General features: G+C 49.7%; 12 protein-coding genes and 1 pseudogene. 2 read left to right on the plus strand and 11 right to left on the minus strand.

The genetic code is table 11. The annotated features are described in order from the left end of the window. Positions 1 to 38: 38 nt before the first annotated feature. The 8 genes and pseudogenes from KVT34_RS14060 to KVT34_RS14095 form a co-directional block, all read right to left on the minus strand. Entirely contained in the window at positions 39 to 1,550 is a 1,512-nt protein-coding gene (locus tag KVT34_RS14060) for a DHA2 family efflux MFS transporter permease subunit (RefSeq protein ID WP_254634866.1), read from the minus strand. Beyond that, complete coding sequence (locus tag KVT34_RS14065; RefSeq protein ID WP_217559374.1) at positions 1,543 to 1,995, minus strand: MarR family winged helix-turn-helix transcriptional regulator; 453 nt, start codon at positions 1,993 to 1,995, stop codon at positions 1,543 to 1,545. Before KVT34_RS14065 ends, KVT34_RS14060 begins: the two co-directional genes overlap by 8 nt. A gap of 291 nt (positions 1,996 to 2,286) precedes the next feature. After that, the gene (gene kduD / locus KVT34_RS14070) at positions 2,287 to 3,042 is read right to left on the minus strand and encodes a 2-dehydro-3-deoxy-D-gluconate 5-dehydrogenase KduD (protein WP_217559376.1); all 756 of its coding nucleotides are present in this window, start codon (positions 3,040 to 3,042) and stop codon (positions 2,287 to 2,289) included. 29 nt (positions 3,043 to 3,071) lie between these two features. Then, a complete protein-coding gene (locus KVT34_RS14075; protein ID WP_042229150.1) occupies positions 3,072 to 3,821 on the minus strand; it encodes a DeoR/GlpR family DNA-binding transcription regulator in 750 nt (249 codons plus the stop codon). 38 nt (positions 3,822 to 3,859) lie between these two features. After that, entirely contained in the window at positions 3,860 to 4,690 is an 831-nt protein-coding gene (gene kduI / locus KVT34_RS14080) for a 5-dehydro-4-deoxy-D-glucuronate isomerase (RefSeq protein ID WP_217559377.1), read from the minus strand. Between the two features lie 410 nt (positions 4,691 to 5,100). Then, on the minus strand, positions 5,101 to 5,565 hold the full coding sequence (locus tag KVT34_RS14085; RefSeq protein WP_217559378.1) for a phage tail protein: 465 nt from the start codon (positions 5,563 to 5,565) through the stop codon (positions 5,101 to 5,103). Positions 5,566 to 5,684: 119 nt separating this feature from the next. Next, positions 5,685 to 6,110 carry a DoxX family protein gene (locus tag KVT34_RS14090; RefSeq protein ID WP_217559379.1) on the minus strand — a complete coding sequence of 142 codons (426 nt, stop codon included), beginning with the start codon at positions 6,108 to 6,110 and terminating at the stop codon, positions 5,685 to 5,687. A gap of 335 nt (positions 6,111 to 6,445) precedes the next feature. Then, positions 6,446 to 8,242: pseudogene (locus tag KVT34_RS14095) on the minus strand (response regulator). 293 nt (positions 8,243 to 8,535) lie between these two features. Between KVT34_RS14095 and KVT34_RS14100 the strand changes: the two are divergent. Beyond that, positions 8,536 to 10,683 (plus strand): serine hydrolase domain-containing protein, encoded by a 2,148-nt coding sequence (locus KVT34_RS14100; protein ID WP_217559380.1) that lies wholly within the window; start codon positions 8,536 to 8,538, stop codon positions 10,681 to 10,683. 137 nt (positions 10,684 to 10,820) lie between these two features. On the opposite strand, the gene KVT34_RS14105 is transcribed toward KVT34_RS14100, so the two are convergent. Beyond that, positions 10,821 to 11,426, minus strand: coding sequence for a zinc dependent phospholipase C family protein (locus KVT34_RS14105; RefSeq protein ID WP_217559381.1), 606 nt, complete (start codon positions 11,424 to 11,426; stop codon positions 10,821 to 10,823). Positions 11,427 to 11,961: 535 nt separating this feature from the next. Here KVT34_RS14105 and KVT34_RS14110 point away from each other — a divergent pair. Continuing rightward, positions 11,962 to 12,843: an AraC family transcriptional regulator gene (locus KVT34_RS14110; protein ID WP_217559382.1), complete on the plus strand. Its 882-nt coding sequence runs from the start codon at positions 11,962 to 11,964 to the stop codon at positions 12,841 to 12,843. A gap of 98 nt (positions 12,844 to 12,941) precedes the next feature. Here KVT34_RS14110 and KVT34_RS14115 read toward each other — a convergent pair whose 3' ends face one another. Both KVT34_RS14115 and KVT34_RS14120 read right to left on the minus strand, forming a co-directional pair. Continuing rightward, positions 12,942 to 13,568: a hypothetical protein gene (locus KVT34_RS14115; RefSeq protein WP_217559383.1), complete on the minus strand. Its 627-nt coding sequence runs from the start codon at positions 13,566 to 13,568 to the stop codon at positions 12,942 to 12,944. Positions 13,569 to 13,649: 81 nt separating this feature from the next. Continuing rightward, a complete protein-coding gene (locus KVT34_RS14120; protein ID WP_217559385.1) occupies positions 13,650 to 14,021 on the minus strand; it encodes a YybH family protein in 372 nt (123 codons plus the stop codon). Between the last annotated feature and the right edge of the window lie 9 nt (positions 14,022 to 14,030).

Consider the following 14,030-nt stretch of genomic DNA (forward strand, 5'->3'; position numbering starts at 1 on the left):
GCCGCGGGGGCTGCGTTCGGGACGACGTTCGCTTCACCTTATTTCGACGAAACCGTGGCGGCTTCGGCGTCTTTGTTTTCGATCACGACACTCTCGTGCTTGATCTCGACGTGAGGCTTCACTTTACGGATAAAGAAGGCCATAACGAGAGCGGCCACCGTCATCCATGTCGCCACGACGAAGGAATGGTTGATGCCGTAGATGGCCGACTGCTGGGCAATCTCCGCCATTTTGACCTTATCGGCGGGGTTGATGCCGCCCGCGGCAACGAGCTCCGCTCCATGGGACTTGGCCGCATTGGTCATAAGGGACACGAGCAGAGCGGTTCCGATGGCGCCGGCCACGTTCCGGAGCGTCTGCGACATGGCCGACCCGTGCGCGTTCAAACGCTGGGGAAGCTGATTCATCCCTGCGGTCTGGATCGGCATCATCAGCATCGACATCCCGAAGCTGCGGATCGTGTAGATCAGAATGAGTGTCGTGTACGTCGTATCCACGGTAAGCTTACTGAATTCGTAAGTCGTCACGGCCGTGATCAAGAGACCGACAACGGAAAGCCAGCGGGCTCCGACTTTATCGAAAATAATACCGGTAATCGGGGACATGATCCCCATCAGGATCGCGCCCGGCAGAAGAAGAAGTCCGGATTCGAACGGCGTAAATCCGCGGATGTTTTGCAGATAGAGCGGGAGAAGAATCATCCCGGAGAACATGGCCATCGTCACAATGACGTTAATGACGGTCGTAAGGGAATACATGTTGAATTTGAACACTCGGAATTCCAGAATCGGCTTCTCGGTCACCAGCTCGCGCCAGATGAACAGGATGAGCGAAACCGCGCCGACCGCCAGACAAGTCACGACAATCGTGCTGTCCCATCCGTCTTTACCCGCGTCACTGAAGCCGTAGAGCAGTCCCCCGAAACCGAGGGTGGAGAGAATAACGCCAAGAACGTCAAGGCGCGGCTTGGAAGTGCGCGTCACGTTTTTAAGCGATACGGCTCCGAAAATCAGGGCAAAAGCGGAAAGCGGGATAATGATGTAGAACAGGGCGCGCCAGCTGTAATGCTCCATGATCCAGCCGGACAGCGTAGGACCGATGGCAGGGGCGAAAATCATGGCGACACCCATCATGCCCATCGCTTTGCCGCGCTCTTCCACAGGGAAGATCGTCAGGAAGACGATCGACATCAGCGGCATCAGCACGCCTGCGCCTGCCGCCTGGACAAGACGGCCGGTCAGCAGCAGCTCGAACCCGGGGGCCAATCCGCTTATGATCGTGCCCAGCGTAAACAAGCCCACCGCGGCGATAAACAGCTTCCGCGTCGTAAAACGTTCGATCAGAAAGGCGCTGATCGGGACGAGAACGCCGCTGACCAGCATATAGCCGTTGGACAGCCACTGGATGGTGTTCTCGCTTACTTTGAGGTCCTTCATCATGCCCGGCAGGGCGACGTTGAGGAAGGTTTGGCTGAGCAGGGCGACGAACGCTCCGATCAGCAGGGAGGCCACAATGGGCCCCCGTTTAAATTGGGGTGCTTCTTTACTCATGGGTTTCTTCATCTCTCACTTTCTGTAAAATCTCTATGATTTGTGTATTGATACGCTCCAGCTGCCGCTGATCCTCTTCGGATACCGAAGCGAGAATATACAAGCGGTCCATGTGGTCCCGTTCGACCAGGTTCCATTGTTCCAGTCCTTGCTCCGTCAGCTTGAGCGTAACGGACCGGCGGTCTGTCTCCGAACGCTCCCGGGAAACGAGGCCCGCTTTGACCAGACGGTCCACAATCCCGCTCGTCGTGCTGGTCCCGAGCAGAATATACTCGCTTAGTTCCCCCAATCCGATAAGCGGATGTTCCTTCAGATTTTTCAGGGTAAGCAGTTGGACCGGCGTCAGGCCGTACAGTTGGGCCGCCTTCATCAAGACTTGGAAAAAAGCCTGATTGACCTCACGGTAGGATTGAAAAATCCGGTGTATGCGCTCCTGTTCCTCCAATACGGATTCCTTCCTTTCTTTACTATTCGCCTCCAAATATTTTGCATACGAAATATTATAGGACTTAAAGAGTTTCTAGTCAATCATATTCCTATAAACTTAATAAGTCTTTTATGCGTCCCTTTTTCCGCCCCTTTTCCGTCCCCATTGATTAAACTTTTTGTCCAACGCAAAAAAGCCCTTGCCGGGTTAAACGAGAAGGATGTTCTCATTGTAACCCGGAAGGGCATGGCTTTATGCAGGGGAGTTCAGCCCTGTTCCGATGAAGCGGAAAAAGCGGGGCGGGACGGATTAGCGGACCATCCAGCCCCCGTCGACGCACAGAATGTGTCCGTTCATGTAATCCGAAGCCCGGGATGCGAGCAGCACCGCCGGTCCGACCAGATCCTCGGACGTGCCCCAGCGTGCCGCCGGAATGCGCTCGAGAATCTGCTTGCTGCGGACCGGATCGTCGCGCAGCGCCTCGGTGTTGTCCGTGCTCATGTAGCCCGGCGCGATGGCGTTGACTTGAATGCCTTTGGAGGCCCATTCGTTCGCCAAAGCTTTGGTCAAGCCGGCAACGGCATGCTTGCTGGACGTGTAGCCGGGCACGTTGATGCCTCCTTGGAACGACAGCATGGAGGCCACATTGATGATCTTGCCGGAACCCTGCGCGATCATATGGCGGCCGGCAAGCTGGCAGAGCGTGAACACGGAGTTCAGGTTCACGTCCAGCACATCCTGCCAGTCCTGGTAGTCATGCTCGGCGGCCGGCGTGCGCCGGATGATGCCCGCGTTGTTGACCAGGATGTCGAGTCCGCCCAGGCCTTCGAGGGCCTGGCCGATAACGCCGGACAGCAGACTGCGGTCGGACACGTCCGCCTGGATAGTAACCGCGCGGCGGCCAAGGCTCTCGATCCGTGCCTTGACGTCGTCCGCCGGCGTCCGGTTCGTCACCAGCGCCACGTCCGCTCCCGCCTCGGCCAGACCGATCGCGATAGCGGCGCCCAGGCCGCGGCCCGCCCCGGTTACGACGGCTTTTTTGCCGGACAAATCAAATAAATTCATTCCGTACACCTTCCTTAGCCTAACGGTTATTAGAGGGGAGCCTGCAAAATGTTGACGGCTTCCCCGTATTTGCTCAGCGTCTCGGAACCGATGCCGCTGTCGGTGATCAAGTAGTCGATCTCGTCAAGCCCGGCAAACGTGATCAAGGCCCCTTTGCCGAACTTCTTGTGGTCGGCGACGCAGTAAATTGTTTTGGCGCATTCCATGTACACGCGCTTGAGCCTTGTCAGCTCCTCCGTGAAAATAGTCAGTCCGTAATCCGGATGAATGCCGGTCGCGGACAGAAACAGCTTGTGTACGTTGAGTTTCTTCACCCAATCCGGATCGGTGCCGACGAGCAGGTTATGATGCCGGTACCCGCCCGGCACGACAAGCCGGATCTGGTCCTTGGCCGTCAGCTCCCGGATTATGAGCAGATCGTTGGTCAGGACCGTGAGCGGCATGTTCTTCACCTTGCGGGCGATCTCCAGCGTCGTACTCCCGGCGTCGAGTGCAATGATATCGTGCGGTTCGATGAACGTCAACGCGTATTCGGCGATGGCGGATTTTTCGCGGACATGCTTGATATTCGGAATCTGCGGCAGCAGGCTCTCTTCGTCGGGCAAAGGGACAGCTCCCCCGTGGGTCCGCTTCAGAAGCCCCTTCTCCTCCAGCTTCTCGAGATCCTCGCGGATCGTCTTTTCCGTGACCTGAAATTTATCGCTAAGCTCGGAAACTTTGACGCTTTTCCGGCCTTCCAGTTCTTCCAGAATGGTACGATGGCGTTCAGCAGCCAGCATGAATAATTCCTCCTTGCCTGTCAAACAGGTTCATGCTTCTACTTTAACTCGTTCATAGGTACCATATCCATATCTTTAAAGGTATAATTTTCACCGGCCATAGCCCAGATGAACGAATAGTTGCTGGTTCCCGCTCCGGAATGGATGGACCAGCTCGGCGAAATGACGCCTTGTTCGTTGGAGACCACGAGGTGACGCGTTTCCGAAGGCTCGCCCATCATATGGAAGACGCGCGCGTCTTCCTTCAAATCGAAGTACAGGTAAGCTTCCATTCTGCGGTCGTGGATATGAGCCGGCATCGTATTCCATACGCTTCCCGTTTTGAGCTGGGTAACGCCCATCATGAGCTGGCAGCTCTGGATGCCGTCGGCATGAATGTACTGGTTCAGAATCCGCTCGTTGGATGTTTCCAGAGAGCCGAGGTGGTTCGGATTCGCTTCCTTGATGGAAATTTTTCTCGACGGGATTTCCTTGTGAGCGAGAGCCGAACAGAAGTAAACGCGGGCCGGATTCGAAGAATCCTTGCTTGCGATCGTCACTTTCTTAATCCCTTTGCCCACGTACAGCGCATCCAGACGGCCCAGTTCGAAGCTCTCTCCGTCCGCCGTAATGACGGCGTCTCCGCCGATGTTCAGGAAGCCAACTTCGCGGCGCTCCAGGAAGTATTCCGTTTTGAGCGTCTCGGCCGCTTCAAGTTCCAGCGTTTCCTTGACGGGAACCGCGCCTCCGATGACCATGCGGTCATAATGGGTGTAAACCATCGAAATGCGCTCTTCCTGAAACAGATTTTCGATCAAAAAGTCGTTTCTCATGCGTTCGGTTGTAAACGTTTTAAAATCAGCAGGGTTGGTCGTGTGACGGATTTCCATATGGGGTAAACCTCCTATAAGGTACGTTTATGTTCATTTAAGTTCGTTTTAAGTGTATCATAACCATTGCGAACATAAAAGTACTTTTTTCACACCGGACCGATAAACCTTTTTTTCATAGATTCGGGCGGCCGCCGCCATCTTTCTATTAATCTCGCATACGATAATCTCAGAAAGGAGGAAAGAGTCCCCAACCCGCACAACGGACCTGCCGGCCCTGCCCCTCCTCTTCCCATATAAAAAGCGGCCGCCCTCCCGAGATGAAGGCGGCCGCTTTTCCTGTGAGCGGACTGGTGAGACAGGCTCAACGTCTCCAATCCGGGGAAAGCGTTCCAAAATGTTTTCGCTCAGCAGCCTGTAAGTCTTGTCGTGTTCGGACAACGATTTCTCCACTTACATGTTGGCTAAGTTTAATAGTCTCCTTTGATTACAAAAAACGATCCCCGAATGGTTCCGGCTAGTTTGGACTTCTGCCTGGCGAACTTAAACTTCTCTTCCAACTCCTGCGGTACCTCCATTCCCTCGGAAAGCTTAAAACCAACGGCCCGCTTCTTAGGGTCATCCACCGTATACATGACATTGAGCGCAAGTCCGTCCTCATAAAAAACGTAGGTAAATTGAATATTTTCCACTTGAAAACGCGACGTTTCCAAAGGCTTGGCCGCAAACTCGATACCACGTTCTTCTTTCAAAATCCGGTTCACATAATCAAGGTTCTCCTGACTTTCGCCGGCGGGTACAACCGTAAATTCATGCTTGTATTTGTTCATAAAATAACGGGCTTCATTGGCACGCAATCCGGCAAGCGCTTCCGCTACTGGTGAGGACTCTAAACCAACCGTGGACACATTTTTAAAATCAACGATATATGACATTTAAATCTCTCCTTTTATCTTTGGGTTTTCAAAAACAAGAGGGTTCCGAATGCGGCCTCTCCAAATTAATAGTTTACTAGTAGGAATCTATGGGTTGCACGAAGGTGCAGCTGATAATTTCACCGCATTTTCCGGCTCCCCGGACGCAGCGCCCACGAAGCGATATTCAGCACGGCATAGAAAAGCGGAAGGATAAGATTAAACCCATAATCCCCATAATCGCCGGCAAACGCATGGGATAAAGCCGCTCCCGTCATTAAGAAGAAAATACCGGCGTAAGCCCATTCTTTAAGCCGGGGAAAACCCGGCATGATGATAGCGATGACTCCGAGTAATTTCCAAGTTCCGAGCATGTACGTGACGTATAAAGGGAACCCGATATTTTTCACTAAGTCCACATTCCCCCCCAATCGCATGAGCTGCCCGATCCCGCTTAACGTAATGGATATCGCGAGCACCAATGTGACGGTCCAATAAGCAATCGTTTTTCCGCGGTGCCGGGTTTCTGCATTGACGATTGTTTCCGCACCTATGATTGTACTCATTTTGTTTCCTCCTCATTGTTTTAAGTGAAACTTATGCTGGTCCAAATCTTGTTAATTGGCTGCCTCCTAATTGGACACCATTTGGTGTCACTTTGAATTATAGGACACCATTCGGTGTCGTGTCAACCCTATTTTTTAACGCCTTATGCAAACTGCCTGCCGGCTATGTGTGTCAACATTTCATGCCATCTGGATCTTTGATTGAATGCAAAAAAGCTCCGGCGCGTTAATGCCGGAGTTTTTTGATCATGAGTCCGTTTTGGCGGGCGTTTGGAGCGCACTTTGCTCATGCCTCGTAGAGACGGAGTAATGGGACGTCTTTTCCCTCCTGCCGCTTATCCCAAAATACTCTCTGTTTGCGCCAAACCTACTGCTTCTTCACGGTTGCCGACGCCGAGCTTCGAGTAGAGAATCGAGCAATAATTGCGGATCGTCCCCTCCGATAAACACATTTTGGCGGCAATCGACTTGTAGCGCAGCCCGTTCGAGAGATGCTGCAAAATCTCCATCTCGCGTTTCGTAAGCCCATACGGATAGTGCATTTGACTGGAACCGTACTTCTCCAACTGCTCACGTTGACGCTTCATTTCTTCGAATAATCGCGTGGCGATCGATTGATCGATCCATGTACCTCCATTATAGATAAGCTTCAAGGCTTCCTTCATCTCACGCGGATGAATCGACTTGAGCATATAGCCCTCTGCCCCGTGCTCCAGTGCAGTCGCTGCCGGTATGGAGTCCTCAAACGTTGTCATGAGCACAACTTTCATGGCGGGCCAGCGGTGCTTGATTTCAATTAAAGCTTCAAGCCCGTTCATGCCCTGCATCCGAATATCCATTAGCACGATATCCGGCTCGGATTGCTCGCAGCACTGTAATGCCGCATGACCGTCTCCGGCCGTGCCGACGACAAGAAAATCGGCGTGCCGGTCAAAAATTTGCTTCAAGCCGTTTGCCACGATCTCCTGGTCGTCGACAATCAGCAGGCGGATCATCCCCTGAACAGGCTCTGTCTGCAGAGGAATGTTACATATAATCACGGTTCCTTGTTCTTTTTGAGAATGAACGGTCAGTGTTCCATGAAGCAGATCAAGCCGTTCCTTGATACCGTTCAAGCCAAATCCGAAGCGGATGTCTTCCGCTCCAACACCGTTATCTTCGATCTGCAACCGGAGCTGCCGACTATCGACATGCAGTTGAACGGATATCGCGCTCGCTTTACCGTGACGAACCGCATTGGTAAGAGACTCCTGCAGACAGCGATATAAACAAAAGTTTATTTTTTACATCAGAAGAGTTTCACTGCCAATTACGCGGAAACTGACCGCCACTCCGGTTGATTTCATAAATTCATCGGATAATTGCCGGAGCGACTCACCTGACGAATGGCTCGGCGAAATAGGAGAAAGCTGGTGCAAATGCTTACGAATATCATCCAAACTGCACTGCGCGACACGGATAAGCGAGTCGATTCTCTCCACCTCCGAATCCGGTACGGACGCTCTCAACGATTCTACACCGATGATCATCGAGGTTAACGTATGGCCGATCGTGTCATGAAGCTCGTGTGACAACCGGCTGCGCTCCTCCATCAGGGTAAGCTCCTCGATCCGTGTAATATGCTGCTCCAGTAATTGTTTCTGCTCTTGAATAATTCGGGCCTGCTTGTTCGACTGAATTAAGACATTAAACGCGAAGCCGATGGCAAAACCAAAGCTGCAGCTAAAAATAAACTCAAACGGGGAGCGATCGGCTATCCAGCCGTTTATGACAGGAAAAATGATTCCAACCGGGATGCCCGCCCACACGTACGTTCTCCGGTTGCTGCCTAAGCCGATAATCATGACGAGCAGTACGAAAGTCCAGAGCAACCCCGGCGCCGCGAAGGCTAAATACAGATGGAAGCAGCCTGCCGTTATGACTTCGGCTCCAAGATACCAGCTTTCTTTTCGATATTGGATGATCAGTGGAAGAAGATAAACTAAAAAGGCAAGGATGACTACAGTCCAGAACGGCATAACGATCAATGACGGGTGGATGAATCCGGCGCTTAAGATAATGACCAGCCAGAATGTACGTATCGCAAAAATGATCCAATCGTACCAGAACCACTTTTTTATGATGGACAACACAGATTATATGCACCTGCTTTTGTTTTTTTGTGGGAAACCATTCCAAGAATAATTCAAATTTATCATGCCTTATGATTTCCCGATTCGTCAAGAAAAGGAAAGTCGGTACGATCGATGCGGCTGCACGAGCCTGTCACATCGAACATCTGACATTTTGTCACATGAAATAGGTGACACGGCTGAATACGATGTCATCAAAAATCGAGCGGTTTTGCTGCTATCCGTTTTTACAACGCTCCGGGTAAGGTGAAAACGAACCAACACACCATTCCAAATAACGGGAGCGATGCGAGATGAAATTATTCACGATTCAAAAAGTAACTTTAGCGGCGATAGTGGCGGGGGCGCTCATATACCCCAGTTATGGGAGTGTCCAAGCGGCGGGTCCAACACCGACCCAGCAAGCTATCGACAAAGCTGCCCATACGGACAATATTCCCGGCGTTATTGTTACCGTAAAAAAGGGCGATGCAAGCTGGTCGTATGCTTCCGGGGAAGCGAATGTCGCGAGAAATCATAAGGTGGATGCCGATTCCGCTTTCCGGATCGGAAGCACAACGAAGACGTTTGTCGCCACGGTTGCCTTGCAGCTTGCCGGCGAGAAGAAAATCAGCCTCGATGATACGGTGGAGAAATGGCTGCCGGGTGTCGTACAGGGCAATGGGTTTGACGGCAATAAAGTGACGATTCGCCAGTTACTGAATCACACGAGCGGAATTCCGGACTACTTGGACGAATCGCTCAAGAATAGTTTACTTGCGAATCCGAATCAAAACTTTACAGCCGAACAACTAATAGCCCGCGCTTTAGCGATGAAGCCGGTAACAGGCTTCCAGTATTCAAACACGAATACGGCCCTCATGGGGCTTATTATCCAGAAGGTCACCGGAGATACATATGCCGAGCAGATCAAGAAACGAATTATTGAGCCGCTTAAGCTTAAAGAAACATTTTTGCCCGGCAGCTCCGCAGATATTCCGAAAAAAAATGCCCGGGGCTACCTGAACACCGGAGACAAATTAGTCGATATTACTTGGCTTAATCCATCGTTCACCAATGCCGCCGGGGAAATGATCTCGACCGGAGAAGATATGACGACGTTTTTCCGTGCATTATTGAGTGGAAAGCTGTTGACGCCGGAGATGCAGAAAGAAATGATGACCACGGTCGATAGCCCGCTTGGAAATTACGGACTTGGCGTGATTGAAACAAAGCTGCCGAATGGCGTCAGCGTATGGGGACATGGCGGCGGTATTCCGGGATTCACTAATTTCGCAGGCGGAACAGCGGACGGCCAACATGTCATCTCGATCAATTTCAATGTGCTGGGCGGTGCGGAAACCTATATAAACGATATTTTGACACCTGAATTCGCGGTAGAAACCAAGCAAGACCTGACGGAGGAAGAGAAGAAAAAAAAGCATCGCGATGAAGTCAAACTTGTCATGGATCAAGTGGTGACCAACAAGAAAATTCCGAGTGTAGCGGCAGGAGGACTAAAAGATGGAGAACGCTGGTCCTACGCCAAAGGGACAGCCAGCTACGAGATCCCCCGCCCGGTTCAGCCCGGCTTTTCATTCCGCATCGGAAGTATCACGAAGACGTTCACCGCTTCGGTTGTTCTGCAGTTGGCCGAAGAGGGGCAATTGAACCTGGATGACTCGGTTGAAAAATGGCTGCCGGGTGTCGTTCAAGGTAACGGATATGACGGCAATAAAATTACGATCCGTCAGTTATTGAATCATACCAGCGGGCTTGCGAGCTACACAGACTTGGATATGCGGGACATCGTTCTGCCTCAAAATCCGTTCCGCTACTACAGCGTCGATGAACTTATAAGCAAGTCACTTGCGAAGCCGCCCGTATTTGCACCGGGAGAGGGCTGGAACTATTCCAATACAAATTCCGTGCTGGCCGGACAAATTATTTTGAAGGTAACGGGGGATACGTATGCGGAGCAGATTCGGAAACGGTTCATCGAACCGCTTGGACTGAAGGGGACATTCGTTACTGAGGCCAATCCCCATATTCCCGGTGACCATGCCAGCGGATACAACATGGACAGATCCGGTCATTTGTATGATATGACAGAAGTGAATCAATCGTGGGCAAATGCAGCCGGAGATATGGTTTCGACAATCGACGATCTGACCACCTTTTTCAGCGCCCTTCTAGGCGGAAAGCTCCTTAATCAGGAGATGATGGATCAGATGCTCACAACAGTAGACAGCCCTATCGGTAAAGTCGGACTGGGCATATATGAAGAAAAAACACCCGACGGGCAATCTTACTGGGGACATGCCGGCGGCACGTTCGGATTTGAGTCGAGAGTCGGCGGGCCTCTGGGCGGGAAGCATATTCTGGTAACGGTTATCAACGCGGTAGGTCCGGAAGTTATCACGGGCAGGGATAAAATATTCAACAAGGAATTCGGGCGTTAATTTAAAACCCGGCATCGTCCCCTTTGTTCGAGGGCGATGCCGGGGTTTTGCCGTAATTGGCCGTTGTTTCATGCAACTGTGACACACTTTCTTCCACAATCACGGCATTGCCATAATTTATGGACTCTCCCATATTTCTAAGTAAGCATAGGTTTTATATTGAATAACCCCAATTCAACTGATGTTTCAATATAACCAATTATCTGACTGAACGTAAATACATTAAGTTTTTCATCCATAATTTCCTTATCGTATTCCATATCGCTTAATACATAAGGAATGAGTTTTTCAACGTCTTTGGACGTAACTTCTTGCAAATCAAAGATGGCTGGGAGATACCTGATGTTTTTCAATTCATCCTTAAAGCCATAGTATTCTAGTAATTGTCCGTTAAGCAATCGGAAATCATTATGGTATAGGCTATGTAGTTCTACATTTGCTTCCATTCTGTTTCTCAACCAAGGAAGATAGAAACCCTTCATCCATATTTCATCCGCAATTAAATGTGTATAATATCCCAATATGTAATGACAATCCGCTTGCGAACTATATTTATGCAGAAATCCTTCATAGTCAACGCTTCTAGAATAGTCTTGATGTTTTCCTATAAAGAAATGAGATTCGTCTTTAGTTGATACGGCATCTGGAGCAATGCTTCCTAGTAAAAATAGTGTTCTATCTTCTATCGAAAGACTTTTTGCAATTTTATAGCCAATAATTAAGTGCATTATCCTTGAACCCATGGTTTCTCTCACCTACAAAAATAAAAGATTTTTGAATTTTCACCGTGTAGTAACCGTAAAGACATGCTTCCGAGTCCGCCGGCTAATCTACGGCTTGTTCCGGACTCATAATCCAACCATAGGACCAATACATTTGTGCCCACCTACCTTGTTGGTTTACCGTGCCTAGCAATGATCATGTCTGAGCTTATAGCTTATCAAACTCCACTTCATATTTATTGAAGAGGGTCTTATACTTATTTTCGAATATGGTCCACCGGTTTTCTGCTCCGTATTTTTCATGTAAAGCCTTCAAAGCTAATATAGTACCCATTAAGCCACACATCTTCAATCGACTTATCAAACAACATCTGTATATGTTCTAATTCTCCTTCTATATATAAAGGTTTTTGCAGCCAAAAACAATCTCCTTTAACATACAGACCTATATATAGGATTTTATTAAAACAATATCGAACATGATATTTCTGTGCAAGAATTGCAAGGTTCCATTTCCCATCGTCCCCTATAATCAAACTTGAAAGGAGAATCCTGAATGGATTGGCTGGACCGCATGAATAGCGCAATGGATTATATCGAAATACACTTGTCTGAAGAAATTGATTACGATCAAATAGCTAGAATCGCTTGTTGTTCTACTTACCATTTCCAGCGGATGTTTTCGTTTATAGCCAGTGTGTCGCTTTCAGAATACATCCGGCGCAGGCGGCTGACCCTTGCCGCATTTGAACTACAACAAAGCGGAGCAAAGGTGATCGACACCGCTTTGAAGTATGGTTACGAATCACCCGAGGCATTTTCCAGAGCGTTCAAAAAAATGCAGGGTGTGATGCCAACATCTGCGCGCGACAAAGGCGTTTCACTTAAGGCCTATCCTAGGTTATCCTTTCATATTTCGATTAGAGGAGATGTGGAAATGAACTACAGAATCGAGGAAAAACAGGCTTTTGAAATGTTCGGCGTTTCGACTGTAATTAATGCCTCTGGAGATCCATTTGAGCAACCGTTTGTTGAAATACCTGCTTTTTGGACCAAGTGTGTTTCCAATGGAACCGTTGATCAAATTCGTGCCGCTGCGGGATTGGGGGAAATTGGACAGGTTCATGCGGTATTGTATAACCACCAAGGCGAGAAATTTTCCTACATGATCGGTTACTTTTCACCCCAAAGTGACTTGCCAGGAGGGTTTGAAAAGCTTCAAATCCCCCCTCAGACTTACGCTATTTTCTCAACCGGTCTCTACCCTGACGGACAGAGCGGTATTCATGAATTGTGGAGACGTATATGGGGGGAATGGTTTCCAAGCTCTAATTACGAATTCGCAAACGGTCCCGAGTTTGAAATGACTTACGATCGGGGTAATGGCATGTACGAAATGGAAGTTTGGATCCCTGTCGTTCAGATGTCTGCATCTTAGAACGATGAGAGCAACATGAGTGGCTACCACTACATGTTGCTCTCTTCATGTGCATTAAAGATGAAAAAACTTGCCGTTACTTATAGTAAGGTTCAGCTTTACGAGTCTATCGGCGAAAGATCATATTTCTCAAAACGAATTCTAAGATTTTCTTCGTGCGGCAACCACTCCGAATCGCTCCATAAAGACATGCTTAAGAATTCCGACAGTTGATCTACGGCTTGTTCCGGACTCGTAATCTTTATGAATTCGTCAAAATCTTCCTTACGGATATCCAACACTTCCCGCAGGCGGTCATCATGAAGGCGCTCCTCTTGGAGCTCATAGTCCTCTCTCGTCCACGGCCCACAGAAGATTCTTTCCGCCCCGATATCCCCATTCTCGAAAATCGACAGCTCGAATATTTCATCATTTATAAACCCGATCGTCACCACCGGCTCCTCGATAAGCCGGGACAACGCTTTGCCGACCTTCTTCACCGTACCCCATACAAAATAATCGTGGAGCACACTGACCCAGTTCTCGTTGCTTTTGCTTACATAAAAGACAAATGTGTTGTCCTGAGCTTCATTCTCCGTCTTTTCAGCATCCGAGACCGCTCGGTTTTGAACGGACGATTTCTTACCCAATACTTCGGGGGAATCTTCGCTAAGCTCTCTTAATGCTTTAAGAGCCTTCTCCAGGTTATTCGTCTTGATATGCAAATTCGCTAAATTTCTTCCCACAGGTCGGCCTCCTCATATTGTATTTCCTACTACGTGTCCTATAAGGTTCGCCTCGAACAAACTCTCTCTCGGTCTCTCCCGTTATTGAACGGCACCGCTGAGATGCTCGTGCACAAGCTTCCACTCACCCGCAGCATCCTTGACGAACACATTCGTTCCGCGCCCGCTGCCCGAAACGAACTTTCCTTCGTGGTAGCCTTCCCAGCAGTACGTGTAGATGCATGCGGCCGACTGCGGCCCTTCCGCAATCCACTGCACGTCACGGACCGAATACACTTCCTCCCGGATAAGGTTCCATGTGTTCTCAAAGTACGCCCGGATCTGATCCGGCGTCGTGCAGCTCTTGTCCGTGAACCAGTAGACCGCCTGCGGGTGAAGAATTTTTCTTACTTCATTGAAGTCGTGCGTGTTCGTAGCGATTATGTAAGCTTCCAATGCGTTTTGGTATGTCATGCTGCATTT

This window comes from Paenibacillus sp. GbtcB18 (assembly GCF_019091125.1).
GTDB classification, from domain to species: Bacteria; Bacillota; Bacilli; order Paenibacillales; family NBRC-103111; genus Paenibacillus_F; species Paenibacillus_F chitinolyticus.

Excerpts from the sequence above, each read along its gene's own strand:
- KVT34_RS14075 (WP_042229150.1), bottom strand. The coding sequence starts at position 3,821 with ATGCTGGCTGCTGAACGCCATCGTACCATTCTGGAAGAACTGGAAGGC.
- KVT34_RS14060 (WP_254634866.1), bottom strand. The coding sequence starts at position 1,550 with ATGAGTAAAGAAGCACCCCAATTTAAACGGGGGCCCATTGTGGCCTCC.
- KVT34_RS14090 (WP_217559379.1), bottom strand. The coding sequence starts at position 6,110 with ATGAGTACAATCATAGGTGCGGAAACAATCGTCAATGCAGAAACCCGG.
- KVT34_RS14100 (WP_217559380.1), top strand. The coding sequence starts at position 8,536 with ATGAAATTATTCACGATTCAAAAAGTAACTTTAGCGGCGATAGTGGCG.
- kduI (WP_217559377.1), bottom strand. The coding sequence starts at position 4,690 with ATGGAAATCCGTCACACGACCAACCCTGCTGATTTTAAAACGTTTACA.
- KVT34_RS14105 (WP_217559381.1), bottom strand. The coding sequence starts at position 11,426 with ATGGGTTCAAGGATAATGCACTTAATTATTGGCTATAAAATTGCAAAA.
- KVT34_RS14120 (WP_217559385.1), bottom strand. The coding sequence starts at position 14,021 with ATGACATACCAAAACGCATTGGAAGCTTACATAATCGCTACGAACACG.
- KVT34_RS14110 (WP_217559382.1), top strand. The coding sequence starts at position 11,962 with ATGGATTGGCTGGACCGCATGAATAGCGCAATGGATTATATCGAAATA.
- KVT34_RS14085 (WP_217559378.1), bottom strand. The coding sequence starts at position 5,565 with ATGTCATATATCGTTGATTTTAAAAATGTGTCCACGGTTGGTTTAGAG.
- kduD (WP_217559376.1), bottom strand. The coding sequence starts at position 3,042 with ATGAATTTATTTGATTTGTCCGGCAAAAAAGCCGTCGTAACCGGGGCG.